This window comes from Acinetobacter sp. YH12069, assembly GCF_013419675.1.
Lineage (GTDB): Bacteria > Pseudomonadota > Gammaproteobacteria > Pseudomonadales > Moraxellaceae > Acinetobacter > Acinetobacter amyesii.
Map to the genome: position 1 here is coordinate 21,026 of NZ_VOZS01000019.1, position 20,665 is coordinate 41,690.

General features: G+C 41.6%; 22 protein-coding genes. 12 read left to right on the plus strand and 10 right to left on the minus strand.

Features of this window, described 5'->3' with window-relative positions; genetic code table 11:
* Window positions 1-70: 70 nt before the first annotated feature.
* Window positions 71-1,456 carry a chromosomal replication initiator protein DnaA gene (dnaA, locus tag FTU16_RS13120; RefSeq protein ID WP_180005504.1) on the minus strand — a complete coding sequence of 462 codons (1,386 nt, stop codon included), beginning with the start codon at window positions 1,454-1,456 and terminating at the stop codon, window positions 71-73.
* A 660-nt stretch (window positions 1,457-2,116) separates the two neighbouring features.
* Here dnaA and rpmH point away from each other — a divergent pair.
* The 5 genes from rpmH to mnmE all read left to right on the plus strand — a co-directional run bounded on the left by rpmH (window position 2,117) and on the right by mnmE (window position 6,225).
* The gene (gene rpmH / locus FTU16_RS13125; protein ID WP_000831329.1) at window positions 2,117-2,251 is read left to right on the plus strand and encodes a 50S ribosomal protein L34; all 135 of its coding nucleotides are present in this window, start codon (window positions 2,117-2,119) and stop codon (window positions 2,249-2,251) included.
* A gap of 31 nt (window positions 2,252-2,282) precedes the next feature.
* Window positions 2,283-2,675 (plus strand): ribonuclease P protein component, encoded by a 393-nt coding sequence (gene rnpA, locus FTU16_RS13130; protein ID WP_078189509.1) that lies wholly within the window; start codon window positions 2,283-2,285, stop codon window positions 2,673-2,675.
* Between the two features lie 9 nt (window positions 2,676-2,684).
* The gene (gene yidD / locus FTU16_RS13135; RefSeq protein ID WP_078189510.1) at window positions 2,685-3,005 is read left to right on the plus strand and encodes a membrane protein insertion efficiency factor YidD; all 321 of its coding nucleotides are present in this window, start codon (window positions 2,685-2,687) and stop codon (window positions 3,003-3,005) included.
* Between the two features lie 5 nt (window positions 3,006-3,010).
* Window positions 3,011-4,777: a membrane protein insertase YidC gene (gene yidC, locus FTU16_RS13140; protein WP_180022819.1), complete on the plus strand. Its 1,767-nt coding sequence runs from the start codon at window positions 3,011-3,013 to the stop codon at window positions 4,775-4,777.
* A 92-nt stretch (window positions 4,778-4,869) separates the two neighbouring features.
* Window positions 4,870-6,225, plus strand: coding sequence for a tRNA uridine-5-carboxymethylaminomethyl(34) synthesis GTPase MnmE (gene mnmE / locus FTU16_RS13145; RefSeq protein WP_180163438.1), 1,356 nt, complete (start codon window positions 4,870-4,872; stop codon window positions 6,223-6,225).
* Window positions 6,226-6,310: 85 nt separating this feature from the next.
* On the opposite strand, the gene FTU16_RS13150 is transcribed toward mnmE, so the two are convergent.
* The 3 genes from FTU16_RS13150 to FTU16_RS13160 form a co-directional block, all read right to left on the minus strand.
* Window positions 6,311-7,489 (minus strand): hypothetical protein, encoded by a 1,179-nt coding sequence (locus FTU16_RS13150; RefSeq protein WP_180163439.1) that lies wholly within the window; start codon window positions 7,487-7,489, stop codon window positions 6,311-6,313.
* A gap of 127 nt (window positions 7,490-7,616) precedes the next feature.
* Window positions 7,617-8,792 carry an MFS transporter gene (locus FTU16_RS13155; protein ID WP_257227140.1) on the minus strand — a complete coding sequence of 392 codons (1,176 nt, stop codon included), beginning with the start codon at window positions 8,790-8,792 and terminating at the stop codon, window positions 7,617-7,619.
* Between the two features lie 115 nt (window positions 8,793-8,907).
* Window positions 8,908-9,174 (minus strand): metal/formaldehyde-sensitive transcriptional repressor, encoded by a 267-nt coding sequence (locus FTU16_RS13160; protein WP_180009138.1) that lies wholly within the window; start codon window positions 9,172-9,174, stop codon window positions 8,908-8,910.
* Between the two features lie 56 nt (window positions 9,175-9,230).
* On the opposite strand from FTU16_RS13160, the gene dmeF reads away from it, so the two are divergent.
* Together dmeF and FTU16_RS13170 are read left to right on the plus strand one after the other, a co-directional pair.
* Window positions 9,231-10,181: a CDF family Co(II)/Ni(II) efflux transporter DmeF gene (gene dmeF / locus FTU16_RS13165; protein ID WP_180163440.1), complete on the plus strand. Its 951-nt coding sequence runs from the start codon at window positions 9,231-9,233 to the stop codon at window positions 10,179-10,181.
* Window positions 10,182-10,297: 116 nt separating this feature from the next.
* On the plus strand, window positions 10,298-10,996 hold the full coding sequence (locus tag FTU16_RS13170) for a DsbC family protein (RefSeq protein ID WP_180163448.1): 699 nt from the start codon (window positions 10,298-10,300) through the stop codon (window positions 10,994-10,996).
* Window positions 10,997-11,075: 79 nt separating this feature from the next.
* On the opposite strand, the gene FTU16_RS13175 is transcribed toward FTU16_RS13170, so the two are convergent.
* From FTU16_RS13175 to guaD, 3 genes are all read right to left on the minus strand, one after another.
* Window positions 11,076-11,333: a GlsB/YeaQ/YmgE family stress response membrane protein gene (locus FTU16_RS13175; protein WP_078189516.1), complete on the minus strand. Its 258-nt coding sequence runs from the start codon at window positions 11,331-11,333 to the stop codon at window positions 11,076-11,078.
* A 178-nt stretch (window positions 11,334-11,511) separates the two neighbouring features.
* Window positions 11,512-12,039, minus strand: a complete 528-nt coding sequence (hpt, locus tag FTU16_RS13180) for a hypoxanthine phosphoribosyltransferase (RefSeq protein WP_078194457.1) — start codon at window positions 12,037-12,039, stop codon at window positions 11,512-11,514.
* A gap of 224 nt (window positions 12,040-12,263) precedes the next feature.
* The gene (guaD, locus tag FTU16_RS13185; RefSeq protein ID WP_180163441.1) at window positions 12,264-13,580 is read right to left on the minus strand and encodes a guanine deaminase; all 1,317 of its coding nucleotides are present in this window, start codon (window positions 13,578-13,580) and stop codon (window positions 12,264-12,266) included.
* A gap of 330 nt (window positions 13,581-13,910) precedes the next feature.
* Between guaD and FTU16_RS13190 the strand changes: the two genes are divergently transcribed.
* The gene (locus tag FTU16_RS13190) at window positions 13,911-14,432 is read left to right on the plus strand and encodes a nucleotidyltransferase family protein (protein ID WP_180163442.1); all 522 of its coding nucleotides are present in this window, start codon (window positions 13,911-13,913) and stop codon (window positions 14,430-14,432) included.
* A gap of 65 nt (window positions 14,433-14,497) precedes the next feature.
* On the opposite strand, the gene FTU16_RS13195 is transcribed toward FTU16_RS13190, so the two are convergent.
* Together FTU16_RS13195 and FTU16_RS13200 are read right to left on the minus strand one after the other, a co-directional pair.
* On the minus strand, window positions 14,498-15,463 hold the full coding sequence (locus FTU16_RS13195; protein ID WP_180114810.1) for a TerC family protein: 966 nt from the start codon (window positions 15,461-15,463) through the stop codon (window positions 14,498-14,500).
* Window positions 15,464-15,765: 302 nt separating this feature from the next.
* Window positions 15,766-16,959, minus strand: coding sequence for a sugar transporter (locus FTU16_RS13200; protein WP_180163443.1), 1,194 nt, complete (start codon window positions 16,957-16,959; stop codon window positions 15,766-15,768).
* Window positions 16,960-17,091: 132 nt separating this feature from the next.
* On the opposite strand from FTU16_RS13200, the gene FTU16_RS13205 reads away from it, so the two are divergent.
* The 4 genes from FTU16_RS13205 (at window position 17,092) to FTU16_RS13220 (ending at window position 19,104) form a co-directional block, all read left to right on the plus strand.
* On the plus strand, window positions 17,092-17,397 hold the full coding sequence (locus tag FTU16_RS13205) for a GNAT family N-acetyltransferase (protein WP_373683902.1): 306 nt from the start codon (window positions 17,092-17,094) through the stop codon (window positions 17,395-17,397).
* Window positions 17,398-17,747: 350 nt separating this feature from the next.
* The gene (locus tag FTU16_RS13210) at window positions 17,748-18,032 is read left to right on the plus strand and encodes a GNAT family N-acetyltransferase (protein ID WP_111885720.1); all 285 of its coding nucleotides are present in this window, start codon (window positions 17,748-17,750) and stop codon (window positions 18,030-18,032) included.
* A gap of 255 nt (window positions 18,033-18,287) precedes the next feature.
* Window positions 18,288-18,473, plus strand: a complete 186-nt coding sequence (locus tag FTU16_RS13215) for a hypothetical protein (protein ID WP_162689776.1) — start codon at window positions 18,288-18,290, stop codon at window positions 18,471-18,473.
* A gap of 160 nt (window positions 18,474-18,633) precedes the next feature.
* Entirely contained in the window at window positions 18,634-19,104 is a 471-nt protein-coding gene (locus FTU16_RS13220; RefSeq protein WP_168379503.1) for a BLUF domain-containing protein, read from the plus strand.
* Window positions 19,105-19,167: 63 nt separating this feature from the next.
* Here the strand turns inward: FTU16_RS13220 and mpl are convergent, their stop codons facing one another.
* Complete coding sequence (mpl, locus tag FTU16_RS13225; RefSeq protein ID WP_168379502.1) at window positions 19,168-20,532, minus strand: UDP-N-acetylmuramate:L-alanyl-gamma-D-glutamyl-meso-diaminopimelate ligase; 1,365 nt, start codon at window positions 20,530-20,532, stop codon at window positions 19,168-19,170.
* Between the last annotated feature and the right edge of the window lie 133 nt (window positions 20,533-20,665).

A 20,665-nucleotide genomic window follows, 5' to 3' on the forward strand; every position in this document is an offset into this window, starting at 1 on the left:
TTAATTTTTTAGCAGTGTACTATGCGGCAGAATATACCGCATTGCAAGAACAGAATTTGAACGAAAAGACTTAACTTTGCAGCAGACGTTGCAAGTTTTTATAGTCCTCATTGAAGATTGGATCTTCTTCACGCAGGCTTTGTACTTTTTCACAGGCATGCATCACAGTACTGTGGTCACGATTACCAAAAGCCATACCAATTTCAGGGAAACTATCCCCTGTCAGTTCACGTGCTAGCCCCATAGCCAACTGACGTGGACGTGCATAAATACGTGTACGTTTTGGACCAACCAATTCTTTCAATGGAATACGGAAATATTCACTCACCACACGCTGAATATTTTCCGTGCTGATGGTGCGCGCACGAATTGCCAACACATCTTTTAACGATTCACGCACCACATCTAGATCGATTGGGGTGCCTTTAAAACGAGAAATGGCTACGACTTTATTCAGCGCACCTTCTAGTTCACGGACATTAGCAACCACTTGTTGAGCAATAAACAGCGCACAATTCCGTGGAAGTTCCACCCCATTGCTTTCCGCTTTTTTCAGTAAAATTTCAATACGGGTTTCAATATCAGGCGGTTCAACACCCACCGATAAGCCCCATGAAAAACGTGAAACCAAACGTGGATCTAGCTCAGTCAGTTCTTTTGGATAACGATCTGAGGTTAAAATGATTTGTTTAGATTCATCCAATAACGCGTTGAAGGTATAGAAAAACTCAACTAAGCTGGCCTCTTTACCCGCCAACAAATGAATATCATCCACCAATAACAAATCTAGCGAACGACAGTTTTTCTTGAATTCTTCGACCTTACCTTGCTGTAGCGAGCTCACAAAGTCTTGTACAAAACTTTCAGCCGTCATGTACATCACACGTGCATTCGGCTTCGCTTGCAATAATGCATTACCTACGGCTTGCATTAAATGGGTTTTACCTAAACCAGTCGGTCCATATAAAAATAACGGGTTATGCTGCGAAGCACCGGGCTGCGTCAAGACTTTACGACAGGTTTCTGCCGCCATCTGATTGGAACGGCCTTCAACAAACAAGGAAAAGGTAAATAATGGGTTAAGCTGACGCTTACGGTTATTTTTTGAAGACGTCTCTTCTTTTTCTTTTTTAGGACGAGTCGGTGCCGATACTTGTGGTGTTGACTCTAATGCTGCGGTGGTTGTTGCTGGTTGTTCAGCTGCAGATAAAATTGCACCAGGCCGTGAATCGACCAAAATCTCAACTTTACGTACCCGACCTTCAGACAACTGTTCCGCTAAAATTGAAATCAGTTCTAAATGGTGCTCTTGAATATAGCGTGTCCAATACGGATTCGGTGCGTAGAGTTTTAGACTATCACCTGCATCTTCTGCCACCAGTGGGCGTATCCACATTGTATAGACATTTCCTGAAAGCTCTTGTCGCAAGCGAGTTAAGCAGTCTGTCCAAAGCATGTGAAACCCCTATTTCAGTCCATTGTACGTAAAAAAATAATTCAACCCCGCCTAAGCGGGCAGCCATTCTAACCATCTTATCCACATCTGTCATGAACAAATCAGTCGAAATCGATCAAAAAAACGCAAATTGAGTTTAAATTTAAATTTAAATCACGTGTGGATAAGTTTATCCGCAAGCTGTGGATAAATTGTAGCACAAAGTTATCCACAAACTATCAAAATTATAAAAACATCGTTATCCACAATGTAATTATTTGTTTTTTAAATCTAAAAATACGTTTTCCACAGAAAATATCAACACTAATAGTAATAAATTTAAATTTTAAAATTTGAATTTATTTATAAGGTCGACCCATTCTGGGGATAACTTGATGGTTGGTTTAAATTCAAATTTAAATTCATAAAAACCAATTCACAAATTTGAGATTGTGGATAAATCTGTGAGTAAACTTGAAGATAACTTGAATAATTAATATATACAATGATTTAGTTTGTGAATATTTTAATTTAAAACTTTCTGACTGATTTCTAATCCTTATATTATCTTGATATATCACAGCCTAGATTTTGAAAGAAAGCGTGTTTTTCATTGACAGCTCAAGCAATGAGCACTAAAATCGCGAACCTTTACTGAAAGATCATTTGTGGAGTTTCGATATGAAACGTACTTTCCAACCTTCTGAGTTGAAACGTAAACGCGTTCATGGTTTCCGTGCTCGCATGGCTACTAAAGCTGGCCGTCAAGTATTAGCGCGTCGTCGTGCAAAAGGTCGTCACAGCTTAACTGTTTAATTTCAGTTAAGACTGTCAAGACTTGGGTGTTATGACAACACTTTACGGCTTTAGCACAGATGTGCGAATACACTGTGCTGCCGATTATAAAAGTGTGTTCGATGGTGCGCTTTTTAAAGTGCATCAACCCCATTTCTTATTTCTAGCAAAAATCTCCGAACAGCCGAATAGCCGTTTGGGTATTGTTGTTGCTAAGAAAAAAGTGCGCCGCGCACATGAAAGAAATCGAGTAAAACGACTTGCACGCGAAAGTTTTCGCCTGCATCAACAGCAGTCTAATGTATTAGATATTGTCGTTATGCCAAAAATGGGCATAGAGGCGGTACCGAATGCAGAGTTGCATCAGCAATTACAATTTGCTTGGCAAAAATTGCAGCGCCTTGCAAATAAGCATAAAAAAATAGCTACCTCCCCACAAGCGTAGAGATGACCAATGGTTCGTTTACTGCATTGGCTCATTCGTTTCTATCAGATTGCGATTAGTCCTTTATTGGGACCACGCTGTCGTTATATTCCAACATGTTCTCAATATTCTTTGGAAGCAGTCCATCAACATGGTGCTGTACGTGGAGTGTGTCTAGCTGTTCAGCGTATTTGCCGTTGTCATCCTTGGGGCGGTTCAGGCTATGATCCTGTTCCATCAAAAGCAATTCGTTTTATTTCATTTCAGCAAATAGATTCTCAAACGCTTCACGTTGCTGTACCCTTTCGTGAACGTTTATTGAACCAAAATCACTCTAACCACTTGGGGTAATACCTATGCAACAATGGGCCAGGATTGCAATTCTAGGGGCCATGTTTGTTGTCGCATATTTGCTCATTTTGGCTTGGCAGAAAGATTATGGAAATGCGGAACAAAAACCTCAGCAAAATGCTGCGGTGGTAACGCATGAAGTATCTGCCGATTTACCAAATGGCCAGACAGCTACGGCTGCTACTGATGTGCCGCAAGCAAATAATGCTGCTACACAACAAACAACAGATGCCACTGCACCTGTTAGTCAACAGTTAATTTCAGTACAAACTGACCTTTACCATCTTTGGATTAATCCAAAGGGTGGCGATATTGTTCGTATTGAATTACTCAATCATGACAAAAATAAAGACAGCGATGAACCGTTTGTAATGCTTGAAAGCGATGCAAAACGGACTTATGTTGCTCAGTCTGGCTTAATTGGTCTTAATGGCCCTGACAGCAATCCGAAAGGACGTCCGACCTATGAGATTGAAAAATCTTCATATACGTTAAATGACGCAAAAGCTGTGAAGGGTAAAGATGGCCAAACAGCAAAAGTTTTGTCAGTACCAATGGTTTATAAAACAGCAGATGGTGTAGAGGTTATTAAAACCTTTAACTTCACTGAAGGTGAATACCCTGTTGTCGTGAATCATAAAATCGTGAACCGCAGTGCTCAGAACTGGCAAGGTCAGATGTTTGGTCAGCTTAAACGCGACAACTCTGAAGATCCAGGTAAATCTGATCAAGGTATTTTCACTTTAGGTACATTCCTTGGTGGTGCATGGGGTTCGCCTGAAGAACATTACAACAAACTTAAATTTGCCAACTTCAATGAAGAAAAATTGAATGTTGAAGCAACTGGCGGTTGGGTTGCAATGGTTCAGCATTACTTCGTGAGTGCGTGGATTCCTGGACAGATCAAATTAACGCAAGCCAATGGTCAACCGTATGCTGCGAAACTTGAGTCACGTAAATCTACCGATGATATGAACATTATTCAGTTCACATCGCCTGCAATCAATGTTCCTGCAGGAACTGTGGCAGAAGTAGATGCAACGTTCTATTCAGGTCCAAAAATCCAATCTGAATTAAAAGAATTGGCGGTTGGTTTAAACCAAACTGTAGACTACGGTTGGTTATGGCCTATTGCGAAATTATTGTTTGTCGGTCTTGAGTTTTTCCACGGTTTAGTGGGTAACTGGGGTTGGTCAATTATTCTATTGACCATTCTGGTGAAACTGATCTTATGGCCATTGTCGTCGAAGAGCTACCGCTCTATGGCGAAAATGCGTGTGATTGCACCTGAAATGCAACGCATGAAAGAAGAGTTCGGTGAAGACCGTATGCGCTTCTCGCAAGAAATGATGGCATTGTATAAACGTGAGCAAGTGAACCCACTATCAGGTTGCTTGCCGTTATTGCTCCAAATGCCGATCTTCCTTGCTTTGTACTGGGTATTGATGGAGTCTGTTGAACTACGTCATGCGCCATGGTTAGGTTGGATTCAAGATTTATCTGCGATGGATCCATGGTTTATTTTGCCGCTATTAATGGGCTTGACCATGTTCATTCAGCAAAGTTTGAACCCACAACCGGCTGATCCAATGCAGGCGAAAGTCTTCAAAATCATGCCAGTGATCTTTACGGTATTTATGTTGTTCTTCCCTGCGGGTCTTGTGCTTTACTGGATCTGTAACAACAGTATTACTATTCTTCAACAAGGTTTGATTAACAAATCAGTTGAAAAAGACCGTTTAAAACGTGAAGCGGCTGACTCAGCAAACTAAGCATTGCTGATGGGCTGAATAAATCCGCTTAAGATGGTAATCTTAGGCGGATTTTTCTTTATCTGTCGTTTGAAAATTTTTAGGTGAATTTTATGTTAAACCGAACCACCATCGCAGCAATAGCCACACCACCGGGTCGTGGTGGTGTCGGCGTGATTCGCCTGTCTGGTCCCAAATCATATGCCATTGCAGAAGCATTAACGCAGCAATCCCTACCACAAGCACGTTTTGCTGGTTTCCGTAAGTTTTATGATGCATCGAATGAAATCATGGATGAAGGTTTGGTGATTTGCTTTCCAAATCCGCACTCTTTTACGGGTGAAGATGTGGTGGAGCTTCAAGGTCATGGCGGCCCCGTTATTCAAAATGCATTATTGGCACGGTTACTTGAATTGGGTGCTGTTGCTGCAAAAGCGGGCGAATTTTCAATGCGCGCCTTTGAAAATGGCAAAATGGACTTGGTGCAAGCCGAGGCGATTGCCGACCTGATTGATGCCACCTCACAAGCTGCTGCACGTTCTGCGGTACGTTCATTACAAGGTGCCTTTTCGAGCAAGGTCAATACGGTGTTAGAAAAACTTATCCATTTGCGTTTGCATGTGGAAGCAGCGATTGATTTTCCTGAAGAAGAAATCGACTTTTTGGCGGATGGTAAGATTTTGGGTTTATTGGATGACGTGGCAAGCTCGGTCCATGCTGTACAGCAGTCTGCTCGTCAAGGTCAGTTACTGCGTGAAGGTCTACAAGTGGTGATTGCCGGTAAACCCAATGCAGGTAAGTCTTCTCTACTTAATGCTTTGGCAGGTGTTGAACGTGCGATTGTGACGGATATTGCCGGTACGACACGAGATGTTTTACATGAAAAAATCAGCCTCAATGGTTTGCCGATTACTTTGACCGATACCGCTGGTTTACGTGAAACCGGTGATATCGTCGAAAAAGAAGGGATTCGCCGTGCAATTAAAGAAATTGAGCAAGCTGACTTGTTACTTTTGGTCTATGACTTAAGTCAAGGCGAAGATCCATTGCAATTGGCCCAAGCGTACTTCGCGGATCATATTGAACCGAAGCGTTTGATGCTGATTGGTAATAAATGTGATTTGACGGGATCTACCGCAGAAATTACTGATTTAAACGGTTTTCGACATATTCGCGTTTCGGCTAAACAAGAAACTGGCGTTCAAGCGCTTATTGATGCGATTACAGCGCATGCAGGCTTTCAACCAGAAGAAGATACCTTTATTGCTCGAACACGCCATTTAGACGCAATGAAGCGCACTCAGCGCTATCTTGCAGAAGCACGTGAGCAATTGGTGGTTTATCATGCGGGTGAGTTGGTGGCTGAGTCTCTACGCTTGGCGCAAAATGCCTTAGGTGAAATTACGGGCGATTTCAGTGCAGATGATCTACTCGGTAAGATTTTTGGATCGTTCTGTATCGGAAAGTAATAAAACGATTGAGCTCCTCATTTCACCTATGGATAGATCCATCCAAAGCACGATGTTCGAAAACATCGTGCTTTTTTGCATCGCTTTAGTGTGGGTTTGAGCCAAAAATGATTTTAATGATCGTTCTCAGCACATCTTTTATTTTCATCCCATAAAAAGGATTGATTGCTGCTCTTTTCGATACAGCCTCAACTTTGACTTTGAGTGTTGCATAGTCTGGAAATTGTTGCTGTTGCGAGGATTTTTCGACCGCTGACAAAATATCAATTAAAAATGCACGATTAATTTTTGAACTTAATGGAATGGATTGATACCACTGTTTTTCAAAGCGACGATCTAAAAAGATATCGGGAATTTCGGGGCTAGTGGCATAAAACATGGCTTTGGTGCGCATACATTTACTGCATTGACCACAATTTTTTGGTCGAGCCCTATAGTCCACACAGATCGACAGGGTTTGTAAATCTAAGTCAGATTGGCTTAAAAATGCGGTTTTTTGTGATCGCGTCACATCATCGTCGAGGGTGATTAAGACCCCAGATCGGTTCTTCATCAATCGGTTGGATGCCGTATTTGAGCCATAGGGATGAACGAATAATTGTTGATCTAAACGGTAATCGGCTGAAATTCGATATTGCTGGTAATGTTCAAAAATCGAAGCGCAGGAAAACAGCGAAAAGATATGTGTGACATGCGAACCTTTAGGGTTACAGCCATATTTACTGTACAGCGTGTAAGCATCGGTTTTTACCACGCGACTTTGCTTAAAAACTTGGCTTCTAAAGTCATGGGTCTGATCCATTAAGGCCTGAAATTTTTCATGGTCATCAAATTTATAATCCATTCCATGCACAGTGAGACAATCAGAGTCTTGCCCATTTTCAAGAAAAGCTTTGTATGTACTATATGTGGAGTCAATCCCACCGCTAAAAAAGCTTAAATTTTGAGTGGTTTGGTTTGCCGGTGGTGTTTGGATAATCGATGCAGCACTGAGCATGACTGGTTGATATAAATCAGGTAACCAAGCGGCCCAGACCGTTGAAACCTCACGTGCGGAGTGGAGGGTTTGTATTGAAATAGGTCCTTCTACATGCAGCGGGATGCCAAGGCGCATAGCAATGGGTAAAAAGCCCCAAACGATAAAATCATAGGTTTCTAATTGCGGTAAGGATTCAAACGGTAAACTATATTGAATATTCCCGTATTCGCTGCTGGCGATGATTTGATTTTCTGCAGTGTTAATTTGACATTGAATTTTTAGCATTTTTTAAATTTTTGAATCACATCACACAAGATCTTAATTTAATTTGATTGATTTTTATAGGGTTTCTTAATTGTTTTTGGGTTTAAGAAGCACCCAATACAAGATGCTTCTTGAATAAGTTCAGTGGTTAATTGGTGTTCAGACTACGGTGCCAAAGCAATAAGCAGATACACAATAAACCTACGCCAATACAAAAACCTAAAACACCGACCATCAAGCCAAAATGATCAGATAAATAACCAGCCGCAATAATTGGAATAATGGTGCCTAGATATCCGATAAACAAATAGGTCGAGATCACCGCAGCACGGTTTTGATTGTTGGTCATTTGATGAACTAAGCCAAATGCGCCTAAAAGCCCCAGACCATGCCCGACACCGACTAAAACATCGCTAACAAAAAACAATGCGCTCCAATGTTGGGTCATACATAGCGCAAGGAGCGCATAGCTCAGTATTAACACTATTAAGCCGGCATTGACACATTTTGCAGAAGGAATCGATTTCGCCATAAATTGCACGACAGCGGAAACCAGCAAGATACTTGCAATGGCACTACCACTGACCAAAGGGCCATGCCATGGGATCGCATCTTTGACGAAAGAGGGTGCGAGTGATGCAAATAAGCTAAAAGAGCCAAAGGCACAAAAGGCAGTCAGTCCGGCGATATAAAATCGTGAATGATCACGCTTTTCAGGCAATTCCAAATGTGGTGCCACTGAAAAAGGCTGTGGCTCAAAGTTCGGTGTGCGAATAAAAAACAACCCAATTAGACATGCCAAACCCCCAAAGATCACAGGGATATAAGGGGTGACTAAAGGCTGTTCCGAAAATTGGGCAATCACCCCACCAATAAACGGGCCAAGACCAAAACCAATCACGGTAATGATTGAACTCAGCTGCGGTGCATTATTTTTATGCTGTTCAGGAATGGTATAGACCAAGCCAAGCATGGCTGAGGTGCTAATTAAACCCGAGGCAATCCCGATAATAAAGCGCCCGATAGATAACCACAGTGCATTACTGGCAAACACTGATAAGCTTAAACCTAAGATGATGCACGCCATACCGATTTGCAGGGTTCTTAAAAAACCAAAACTGTTACTGGTATGACCTAAAAACAGCAAAGTCGCTAGGCAACCAAACATGTAGGCAACAAAGATATAGGTGATATGACTCGGCAGCAGTCCCCAAAGTTGTTGATAAATGGGATACAGAGGACTAGCTAGCGCTGTACCAATAGTGCCCATACAGAGTGCAAGGCTCACCATGATAAATGGTCGCCAAGAGGGAGATGTGGTCATTTTAAAGTCGCAGAGGTACAGCCAATAGAGTCAATATTGTGCTGCATGAGGAAGAAGGAAATATGGCCTCAGTTTAATGCCGATTGTTTTCCATGGTCAAATCGCAGTTGTAACTTTATCCATAGCGTTTAAGCAGTTTTACAAATTCTTCCAGTTCTGCTTCATTGATTTCAACATCTTGAGGCAATACATGATGGCGTAAATGTGCTTCGATTAATTCATTCATTAATCCATTTACAGCACCTTTGATGGCCGCAACTTGTTGTAAAACCTCGATACACCCTGCTTCGGGTTGCTGTAAAGCCAGTTCAACCGCATTGACCTGACCTTGTAGACGTTTAACCCGATTTAAAATCTTTTTGTCCTGATGTAAATGACTCAACACTTTCTCCCGAAAATAAATATACTATGGGGGAGTATATTTAAACATAGAACCTAATGAAAACTTCCCCATCCATCCGAATTCATCATCACCAATTTGATGAAGGTAATCCACTCGCACAAAAACGGATCTTAATTGCCACCATTTTAACGGCAGTCATGATGTTGTTAGAAGTCATTGGCGGATGGATTTTTAATTCGATGGCATTATTGGCAGATGGCTGGCATATGAGTTCACATATGTTGGCATTAGGCTTGGCCTATTTTGCCTATCGTGCGGCACGCCACTATGCCCAAGATGCTCGTTTTAGTTTTGGGACTTGGAAAATTGAAATTTTAGCGGGCTATAGCAGCGCGATATTATTGATGGTCGTTGCTGCATTTATGGCCTTTCATTCGGTGGAACGCTTATTCAACCCGGTTCAAATTCATTATAACGAAGCAATCCCTATTGCGATTTTAGGTCTGGTGGTGAACTTGATCTGTGCTTGGTTATTGCATGATGACCATCACCATCACCATCACCATCACCATCACCATCATGAGCATAGCCATGAGGAGCAGCATGATCATCATCACGACCTCAATCAGAAAGCAGCCTTCATGCATGTGGTTGCAGATGCGGTGACTTCGGTGTTGGCCATTGTGGCTTTATTTGCCGGAAAATGGTTGGGTTGGGGATTTTTAGATGCGCTATTGGGGATTGTTGGTGCGGTACTTGTTGGTAAGTGGGCCATTGGGCTGATGAAAGAAACTGGACAAACATTACTGGATGCGGAAATGGATCACCCTGTCATTGATGAGATTCGAGAGATTTTAATGCAATTACCTGTCGACGTCGATGTAACTGATTTACATGTATGGAAAGTGGGTAAAGGTCAGTTTTCATGTATTGTGACTTTAGAAACAAGTCAGGCATTGAGTGCAGATGAAGTGCGTCAAGCGCTGTCGATTCATGAAGAAATTGTACATGTGTCTGTTGAAATTAATTCACCTGATGCAGCTTAATATGTTCCACGTGAAACGGCATGTAGCTATTGCGTAATGAACTGAAAAATGCCCAAGACTTTCACGTGTTAAGGCTTAGAATGCTGAATCAATTAAATGTTGAAGTTGTTCGGTCTATGTTGAAAAAAATATGTGCGTTGGCGTTGAGTACCACCCTTTCGACTTTTGCTTTGGCAGATGCGGCACAGGTTCAAAAGCTCTTGGTAGAAAAGCACCCCAGTTTAAAAATTGAAAATATTCAAAGTACCGAAATGCCGGGCATATATAGCGGTTTTGTTGAAGATCAAGTTTTGTATTTGAGTGAAAATGCGGATTATGTGATTGCAGGATCTATGATCCGTTTAAAAGATCAAAAAAATCTGACCAAACAATTGATCCTCGATCAGCAGAAAACTGAGTGGAATAAACTTCCATTACAAGATGCGATTAAAACAGTCAGGGGGAATGGGAAGCGCCAAATCGCGATCTTTTCTGACCCAAATTGCCCATATTGTAAGAAGCTTGAAGTAGAACTGGCAAAACTCAATGATGTGACCATTTATACTTTTGTCACAGCGATAAAACCGCAGTCGTTGGCGCCATCGAAGCAAATTTTTTGTGATTCAAACCCTGCTATGGCCTGGAATAATTTAATCAATAAGGGAGTTCAACCGAAGTCAGCGAAAAGCTGTGCAAACCCCATTGATCGAAATTTAAAATTAGCTAAAAGCTTAAAACTAAGTGGTACACCGGGAATCGTATTTGCCAACGGTTCGATCTTAACCGGTGCCTACCCCGCTGCTGAATTAGAATCGATGTTAAAAGAGATCAAATAATTTCAAGCTGTACGATGAATAAAGTACAATTAAAAAAATACCCGTCTATAGGCGGGTATTTTAATGGCGTTATAAAAAATTAGACGCGGGTTTTTTTCGTTACAAGGTTATAGATAAACAACACGATGATCGCACCAATGACGGAAGCGATAAATCCTGCAGCAGAATTTTCTCCATACAGACCTAATAAACGTCCGCCATAGGTTGCAAGTAAGGAACCTGCTATCCCGAGAATGGTGGTCATGATGAAACCGGCTTTGTCATCTCCAGGATGGATCGCACGTGCAATTAAACCAGCAATAAAACCAACAACAATCGCAACAATGAGTGACCACATAGTAACTCTCCTTTTGTTATCATGTATTTGTTTTTTACGACATGTTCAATCTTTATCTTTAATCAAAACTGCGCTGAGCTATAGCCTAAACATGCAAAAAACTGTTGTTTTTTTGTTCAAAACAAACCAAAAAATAAAAAAAAGTGGCCTTTGGCCACTCTTAAGTATCTGATCTTGCTTAGAGACCAATTTCCCCAATAAATGGAATGTGACGATATTTTTGATCATAGTCCAGACCATAGCCTACGATAAATTTATCTTCGACTTCAAAACCTAAAAATTTCACTTCGAGTTCAATCTCACGACGTGAAGGCTTGCTAACCAAAGTACAAAGCTCGATTGAGTTTGGATTACGCGTCTGTAAAATTTCTAGGACTTTGCTTAAGGTATTACCTGAGTCGATAATATCTTCAACCACCAAGACATCTTTATCTTTAATGTCACCGTCTAAATCTTTTAAGATTTTTACATCACGAGTAGATACGGTCCCACCGCCATAACTTGAAACGGTCATGAAGTCGAGTTCATGCGGTTTTGAAATTGCGCGGCAAAGGTCAGCCATAAAAATAACAGAACCGCGTAAAAGACCGATTAACACCAACTCTTTGTCGCTGTTAGCATAGTGTGCATCAATTTTTGCGCCAAGCTCTTTCACTTTAGCTTGAATTTCTTCAGTGGAAATCAGTACGCTCATTTGAACAGACATGGGTAGATACCTAAAAAAGCAAATCAAAAAATAAAAAAGGTGTTGACTTGCAACACCTCTAAAGATGAACCAATTTTAATACATCTGGCGCGCAGATGCATCTTTTTTGCCGTTGAAAATGTAATCAGTTTTTCTTGGAAGTGCTGTCACGCTTGAGTAAGCACAGACAAGCGACGGCAATCAGTCCAATTTTCAACGCTGTTTTTCGTCTCGGTCGAGCCGTTTTATGCTTTGACATACGCACATTGTCCAAACACATAGGTGGCATGGATATTACGATCATCACCCATCAGCATCAGGGCAAATAAAGCATCTTCCAGATTTTTGGCACGTTGTTGACGTAGGGCTTGTAAAGCCGTGGCTTTTAAATCGAGCACCACAAAATCTGCTTCTTTGCCCAAATCAAAGTTTCCAAGTTTGTCCTCTAGGTCTAAGGCTTTTGCTCCCCCTAACGTGGCATGGTACAGCGCTTCAAATGCGGACAGTTTATCACCTTGAAGTTGTTGAACTTTGTAGGCCTCATTGATGGTTTGCAGTTGGTTAAATGAAGTGCCTGCACCAATGTCTGTGCCTAAGCCGACTTTCACCTGTTTTTCCCATGTTGTCTTTAATGGAAATAAACCACTGCCTAAGAACAAATTTGAGGTTGGACAAAACGCAATGGCAGAGTTGGTCTGATGCATACAGTCCCATTCGGCATCTTCCAAATGCACGCAGTGCGCAAACACGGAACGTGATCCGGTCAGACCATAATGATGATAAACGTCCAAATAGCCGTTTTGCTCAGGGAATAATGATTTGACCCACGCAATTTCATTTTTATTTTCACTCAAATGTGTATGCACATAAACATCGGGATACTCGGCTTTTAGCTCCCCTGCCCGTGCTAATTGTTCAGGCGTTGAGGTTGGGGCAAAACGAGGCGTGATGGCATACAGGTTACGCCCCTTACCATGCCATTTTTCGATGAGTGCTTTGGAGTCGTTATAGCCACTCTCAGCTGTGTCACATAATGCTTCAGGGGCATGTCGATCCATCATGACTTTACCAGCAATTAAGCGCATCTGATGCTGTTCTGCAGCCTTAAATAAAGCATCGACCGATTGTGGATGAACGGTACAAAAAACCAAGGCTGTTGTGGTTCCATTTTTGAGTAACTCGTTTACGAAGAACTGTGCAATTTGCTCTGCATAAGCCGGATCTTCAAATTGGATTTCGGTTGGGAAGGTATAAGTATCAAGCCATTCCAGTAGCTGTTCACCATAAGCCCCCATCATTTCCGTTTGTGGATAATGAATATGGGTGTCGATGAAACCCGGAACAATCAATTGATCTGGATAATGTTGTACTTCAACCTGATCTGGGAGATGGTGTTGGCCCTCAGACCATGGACCGAACCATTGAATTTTTCCGGCTTGCGTAATTAGCAAACCATCTTCGAAATAGCGCACTTGGTCGTGAATTTCACGTGCTTGGGCAACTGTATTCTGAATATCTAGAAAGCGACCACGGATCGCTGTAGATGTGATAACAGAAGACATGACATACCTGCAGTTTAGAATTTTTTCGGTTGATTGTAGCCCAATTTGGTTCAAAATACCGTTAGAGTAATTGTGAAAATGTGTTCTAAAAAATAGAACAGCTGTTTATAAATGATTCTGTTTTTTGTTCATTGTATTTGATTTGAATAATACAAAAGCATTGAGCTGTATACATTGCATCGATGAATGAATAAAGACCATGAGTCGCAACGCTTGCTATATTGATCTCAAGAGCGCCCTTTAAAAAACGATAATGAACCCTTTAGTGAACATGAGCTATTCAGACCAATTAAAGCATAACCTGCTTCAGCATCAAGGCATCAAGGCATCATGCAGATTTTACATGCCCTGTATGCCATAGATACACAGGCTTATTTGGCTGCAGGCGTAGTTCGTAATTTGATTTGGTCACAGCGACATCAACAACACTATGCACTGGAAGGCACAGAAGTGGATGTGATTTATTATGCGGAACATGATGATGGAACACAGGGTTACAGGATTCAACAGCAGATGCAGTTGGATTTTCCTCACATTCATTGGGATGTCACCAACCAAGCGACAGTACACCAGTGGTATCGCTTGGAAAATGGCGAGCCGATACAGGCGCTCAAGTCGATTGAGCATGCGCTATCTTTGTGGCCAGAAACTGCCACTGCCATCGCCGTTAAATTGGATGATCAACAACAAATACAGCTGATTGCTCCTTTGGGTTTAGATGATTTATTTGAGTTAAATGTCCGTTGGAACCCACGTTTAGTCAGTCAGGCGACTTTTTTGCAGCGTGTGCAGCAAAAACAATTTTTACAACGCTGGCCGAAACTCAAACTCTTGATGACGCCTGAAGCTTAGTTCATGGCTTTGTTACAAAATAAAAAAAGCCTTCTCGAAAGAAGGCATTTATTTATCTAAGCGTTTTATAACGTGGTTTGATGGTACTTCTTACTGTGTCGGATTGATAACCATGCAGTAATGGTTAAAGTCACCACAATAAAACCGAGTGAAATCCAAATTGGCATGTGGAACACATCGAGCAACAGCATCTTAGCGCCAATAAATACCAGGATAATGCCCAGACCATATGGTAAGTAATGCATTTTCGATGCAGCACCAGACAAGAGGAAGAACATGGCACGTAGACCCAAAATCGCCATCAAGTTTGCAGTCAGTACAATAAACGGGTCAGAGGTAACCGCAAAGATTGCTGGGATTGAGTCCACCGCAAAAATCACGTCCGATGCTTCAACCAAGATCAACACTAAAAAGAGCGGCGTTGCCCACAAGACACCATTTTGACGAACGAAGAATTTATCTTCATGCATTTGAGGGGTAATACGCATGTGTTTACGTAGCCACTTCAAAATTGCCATATCTTCGATATCTTTGTCGTCTTCGTCTGAACCCTTAAGGAATTTAAAGCCGGTATACACCAAGAACGCACCGAAGAAGTACAGCACCCAAGAGAATTCTTGAACGAACCATGCCCCAATAAAAATAAAGATGGTACGCAGCACAATTGCACCAAGGACACCGTAGAGTAACAGTTTACGCTGCAAAGCAGGTGGAATGGCAAAGGCAGCAAAGATCATGAGCCAGACAAAAACGTTATCAATTGCGAGTGATTTCTCGAGCAGATAACCAGCGAAATATTCCATGACTTTGGTGTTTGCAACAGCGACACCAGCGGTTTGCTGTAAATAGAGCCACAATGCACCACCGAATAAGGTAGCCACAGAGACCCATGCAATACTCCAATAGGCAGCGGTTTTGACTTTGATTTCTTGGCCTTTGTTATTTTTAAAGCCTAAAAAGTCGATGAGTAGCATGATGGTGACTAAACCGAAAAATGCCAGATATAGCCATAAAGAGCCAATCGTTTCCATGTGTATTCTCCACATCTAACAACCAGCCATAAAAAAACCTCGACCAGTTGCCAGACGAAATAAAACGCCTGAGACAACATGATCAAGGTCTTGCCTACATCGTACTGTAATGATTTTCAGCAGCGATGCTCAGATACCGACTTTTTGCAAAGTGTAATGACGATATTCTGACACGTAAAACAAGGTTTACGTTTGGAGGAGGCTACTCCCCTTGTTCAAATTTTGTTTTGGACACTGTCCAAATATGCGGCAAAGCATGACAGTTTTTAGTACAAAGTGCAATCGGCAATTTGCGAATTCATTTAATGTGCCACAGGAGGGTTAAAATCACCACGGTGTACTAACGCTAAGGCTAAAAGTGTGCCGATCACGGCGATGATTCCTCCGATCACACCAATATAACTCAAACCGAAATGAACGCTGACGATACCGCCCAAGAGTGCACCACCGCCAATCCCGACATTATAAAGTCCTGAATAGATAGCCATGGCGACATCGGTGGCGTCGGATGCGAGATGTAGTGTCTTTGACTGTAATGCGAGACTAAATCCAATGATACTCATGCCCCACAATAAGCACACTGCACTTACACCTGCAAAACTCAAAGAAACAGGAAGCAACAGCAGCATCGATAAAGCTAGTGTGGCTGTACTCAAAGGAATCGCAACTTTGGGATATTTCCCACCAAATTTCCCAAAGAGATAAGATCCCAGAAAGCCTGCTGCACCAAAGATTAATAACAAGGCTGTGGTTTGCATGGAGCTGAACGCAGCAATGTTAAGTGAAAACGGCTCGATATAGCTATATGCAGTAAATTGCGCACTAATCACGATAATGGTTAATACAAACACCATCATTAAGCTTGGACGACGAATAAACTGTTTTAGGCTGCTCAGCGAGCCAGAGTTCAAACTCGGCAGTATTGGCAGCGTTTTGGCTAAAATCAGGCAAACGATACTGGCGCCAATGCCAATCAGAGCAAAGGTATTTCGCCAACCATAGGCTTCTCCAACCATCCGCCCAAACGGAATACCGAGAACCATTGCCAAAGCTGTGCCTGTGGCTAAAAGACCCAAGGCCTGAAATTCTTTGCCTTTCGGCGCAACACGAACTGCCAGTGATGCGGTAATTGACCAAAAAAGTGCATGTGAGAAGGCAATGCCGATTCGACTGAGCAATAAGGTATTAAAGCTCCATGCGAAATACGACAGAACATGGCTGATAATAAACACTATAAATAAACAAATCAGGAGCGAGCGACGTTCAATATTTTTGGTCAATAACATGATCGGCAAAGAAATCGGCGCAACCACCCATGCATACAGCGTAATCATGATACCGACATCGGTTGCGGCTAAGCTAAAGGTTTTGCCAATATCGCTGAGCAACGCGACAGGTACAAATTCAGTGGTATTAAAAATAAATGCTACGAAAGCCAAAGCAATCACAGCCGTCCAAGAGCCAGAAAAAGCCGTTTCGGAGGGAGAGGCAGACATGAGTGTCTTCAAATAAAAAAAGTGGCATATTTTACTATGCTGTATACACAAGCAGGAACCGATTTAAGCCCTGTACATGCGGTTTAAATTAATACAAAAACAACAGAGTTGACCTGCATTACATGCCAATTTATAAAAAAATGGAGGAAATTTAAGATGTTTGTACAACAAGATGATGATCAAAAAAAAGGAGCTTTATTTGTTGAGCAAGATGGGGAGCGTTTGGCAGAGATGACTTACTCATGGGCAGGCGATGATAAATTTATTATTGATCATACCGATGTCAGTGATAGCTTGCGAGGACAAGGTGTTGGACGACATCTCCTCGATGCAGCAGTGAATTTTGCTCGGGAAAAGAACGTGAAAATTATTCCACTCTGCCCTTTTGCAAAATCTGTATTTGATAAAGATGAATCGATTCGTGATGTTCTACGCTAAATTGTACAGCGTGATGTAGATTAATCATTTGGATAAATAAAAACAGCCTGATCGTATTGCGATCAGGCTGTTCTTTTATTTGAAATCTAATTGTGAAATTGAATTAAGATCGTGATTTATACAGCGATACAACCAAGCATGCTGCAGCAATGAGTAATACAAAGATGGCGACAAGATAAAGGTCCATAATAAAAATATCCGGCAAGTGTGATTTAATTGTTTTTTAATTAATGTGAAAGGTGTACGGATTTATTATCACCTACAGTTGAATATAGGTCGTTTAAGTTCTGTACCGATCACTTTCTCGTTTGTTACACGGTGTATTTTTTCATAAAAAGGAAGAAAAAACAGTGACTATGCAACATCAAGATAACGGTCAAAAAGGTGAATTTTTTCAGTTAAATGCTGAGGGTATACGCCTCGCAGAAATGAGTTACTTATGGCGTGATGAACACACTATTGTGGCAAATCACACGTGGGTAGATGATTCCTTACGTGGGCAAGGGGTTGCTCGTGTGTTATTGGATCATTTGGTGGAATTTGCTCGTGACAAACACTTAAAAATTATCCCAACCTGTTCTTATGTAGAGGTGATGTTTCGCCGAGACAAGACATTAGCCGATATTCAAGCCTAAAAAAGCCCGCGATGCGGGCGTTTTATCAGTATGAAAATTTAAAAACTGCGTTGTGCTCAATTGAGCTTGAGTTTCAACAGCGTTGATGGTGTTTTGACGATATGTGGCCACAATTGGAACAAAATTGAGCAGATCAATATTCCTAAAACCAAGCTTAAACACATGATATTTAATAAAGCAAAATCATTCAGCACAAAATAAATACTGCCAATGGTCATCATCATCAGTAAATAAATAAGATAGTGAGGAATCACGGTGCGCAGTGTTATTCCTAAGATAAGCGAGCAAATCACGACATTTAAAAAATCTGAAATGCCAAAATTATTCAGGATGATTAAGGCAGCAAAATATACACAAGTGATCGATAAAAATATGAATAAATTTTTGAGCATGGGAGACCTCTATATTCATCCTCAAAGAGGAATCGTTTCATTGTTTTAATGTTGATCAGTTTAAAAATTTGAAGCTAATTTCGGTATCCGTGATATCGGTTTTCTGTTGTAAGTTAAAAAGCACATTTGATTAAAAAACATACAAATATACACTAATTTTGTCGCTCATCCCGCGTTAAAATCATGCAAATACTTGAAGAATAAACACAATGATACAACTCTGTTATGCCAGTACACGTATAGAACAACAATTTGATTTAATACAAGATTTAAGTGATATTTTGGTGAGAGCCCGCAGCTTTAATACTGAAAAGCGTATTTTTGGCGTGCTGTACTATGCAGAAGGCCGGTTCTTCCAATGCCTGCAAGGTGAACAAGCGGCTCTCGAACAGCTTTTTCAGCATATTGCGCAAGATACGCGGCATCGGGATATTGTGCGTTATCCTGATCAAACTATTGATCAAATCGATTTTTCAAAATGGTCGATGAAATATGTAAATCGACATAGTGAAATTGCCAGTTTATTCCAGCGCTTTGGACATTCAAGCTTTCAACCAAACCTGCTTAATACGGAACAAATTCAGGCGTTTTTAACGACATTGTTAAGATTAGAAAATGTTGAACAGCCGGTTAAGCTGGATTCAGGCTATAAAAACCGAGGCTATCAGCATTATTTTTAAGCTGAGTGTGAATAAAATAAAAAAAGCCCGCTTCGCGGGCTTCTTTCATTTTATCCAGTTGATTTAGGCTTTTAATGCACTGATCAACTTCTGATGTAAACCACCAAAACCGCCATTCGACATAATCACTACAGCATCGCCCTCGCCTGCCTCGCTTACGATGGTTTGGATGATGTCATCCAGTGAACGTGCCACGACAGCTTTATTCGCAGCAGCTTCAATCACAGGCTGTAGATCCCAATCTAAACCTTCAGGTTGATACCAAATCACTTCATCCGCTAAGCGTGCAGAATGTGCAAGGCCATCTTTATGACTACCCATGCGCATGGTATTAGAACGTGGCTCAATCACCGCCCAAAGCTTACGTTGACCTAGACGCTTACGCGCACCTTCTAACGTGGTATCAATCGCCGTTGGGTGATGTGCAAAGTCGTCATACACTTCAACGCCACGTACTGTGCCCAAAAGCTCCATACGACGTTTTACACCACCAAAGTTTGAAAGCGCTTCACACGCCGTTTCAATCGAAACACCGACATGTTCAGCTGCAGCAATGGTTGCCAAAGCATTGGCTACACTGTGTTGCCCAGTCATATTCCATTTGACTTCGCCTTTCACGACACCATGTTGCAGTACTTTGAAATGTGAACCATCAGCAGACAATTGCTCTGCATACAGCTCAGATTTGTCATTGGCATCTAAAGATGTACGCACTACAGGTGTCCAGCAGCCCATTTCCAAGACTTCATCAATATTTGTCTCTGTGATGGGCGCAATGATACGGCCTTCACTTGGAATAGTACGAACCAGATGATGGAATTGCTTTTGAATCGCCGCCAAGTCATCGAAGATATCAGCATGGTCAAATTCAAGGTTATTTAAAATCGCTGTTTTAGGATGGTAATGCACAAACTTCGAACGTTTGTCGAAGAATGCCGAATCATATTCATCGGCTTCTACACAGAAATATTCACCACCGCCTAAACGTGCGCTTTCACTAAAGCCTAAGGGTACGCCGCCAATCAAGAAGCCAGGGTTTAAACCGGCTTGATCGAGCACCCATGCCAACATGGTTGTGGTTGTGGTTTTACCATGTGTGCCTGCAACACCTAAGACATGTTTGCCTTGTAGGACGTGATCTGCAAGGAACTGTGGGCCAGAAATATAAGGCAGGCCTTCGTTCAACATGTATTCCACAGCATCAATGCCACGTTTCATGGCATTGCCGACAATCACGAGATCAGGGTGTGGTTGAAGGTGGTTACGGTCATAGCCTTGCATTAAGGTAATGCCTGCATTTTCCAATTGGGTAGACATTGGTGGGTAGACGTTTTGGTCTGAACCCGTCACCTTATGTCCTAAATCACGCGCCAAGAGCGCCAATGAACCCATAAAGGTGCCACAAATACCCAAGATATGCAGATGCATTCGTTCTAACTCCACTGCTTTTATCGACACATCACTTTGTTATTGTGGTGTTGTCATTATAGATTTGGTTGAAAAGGTTAATTTCACTTGAGAGCAACCATAGCAAGGGTCTTAGGGAAAAGATAGATTTTTT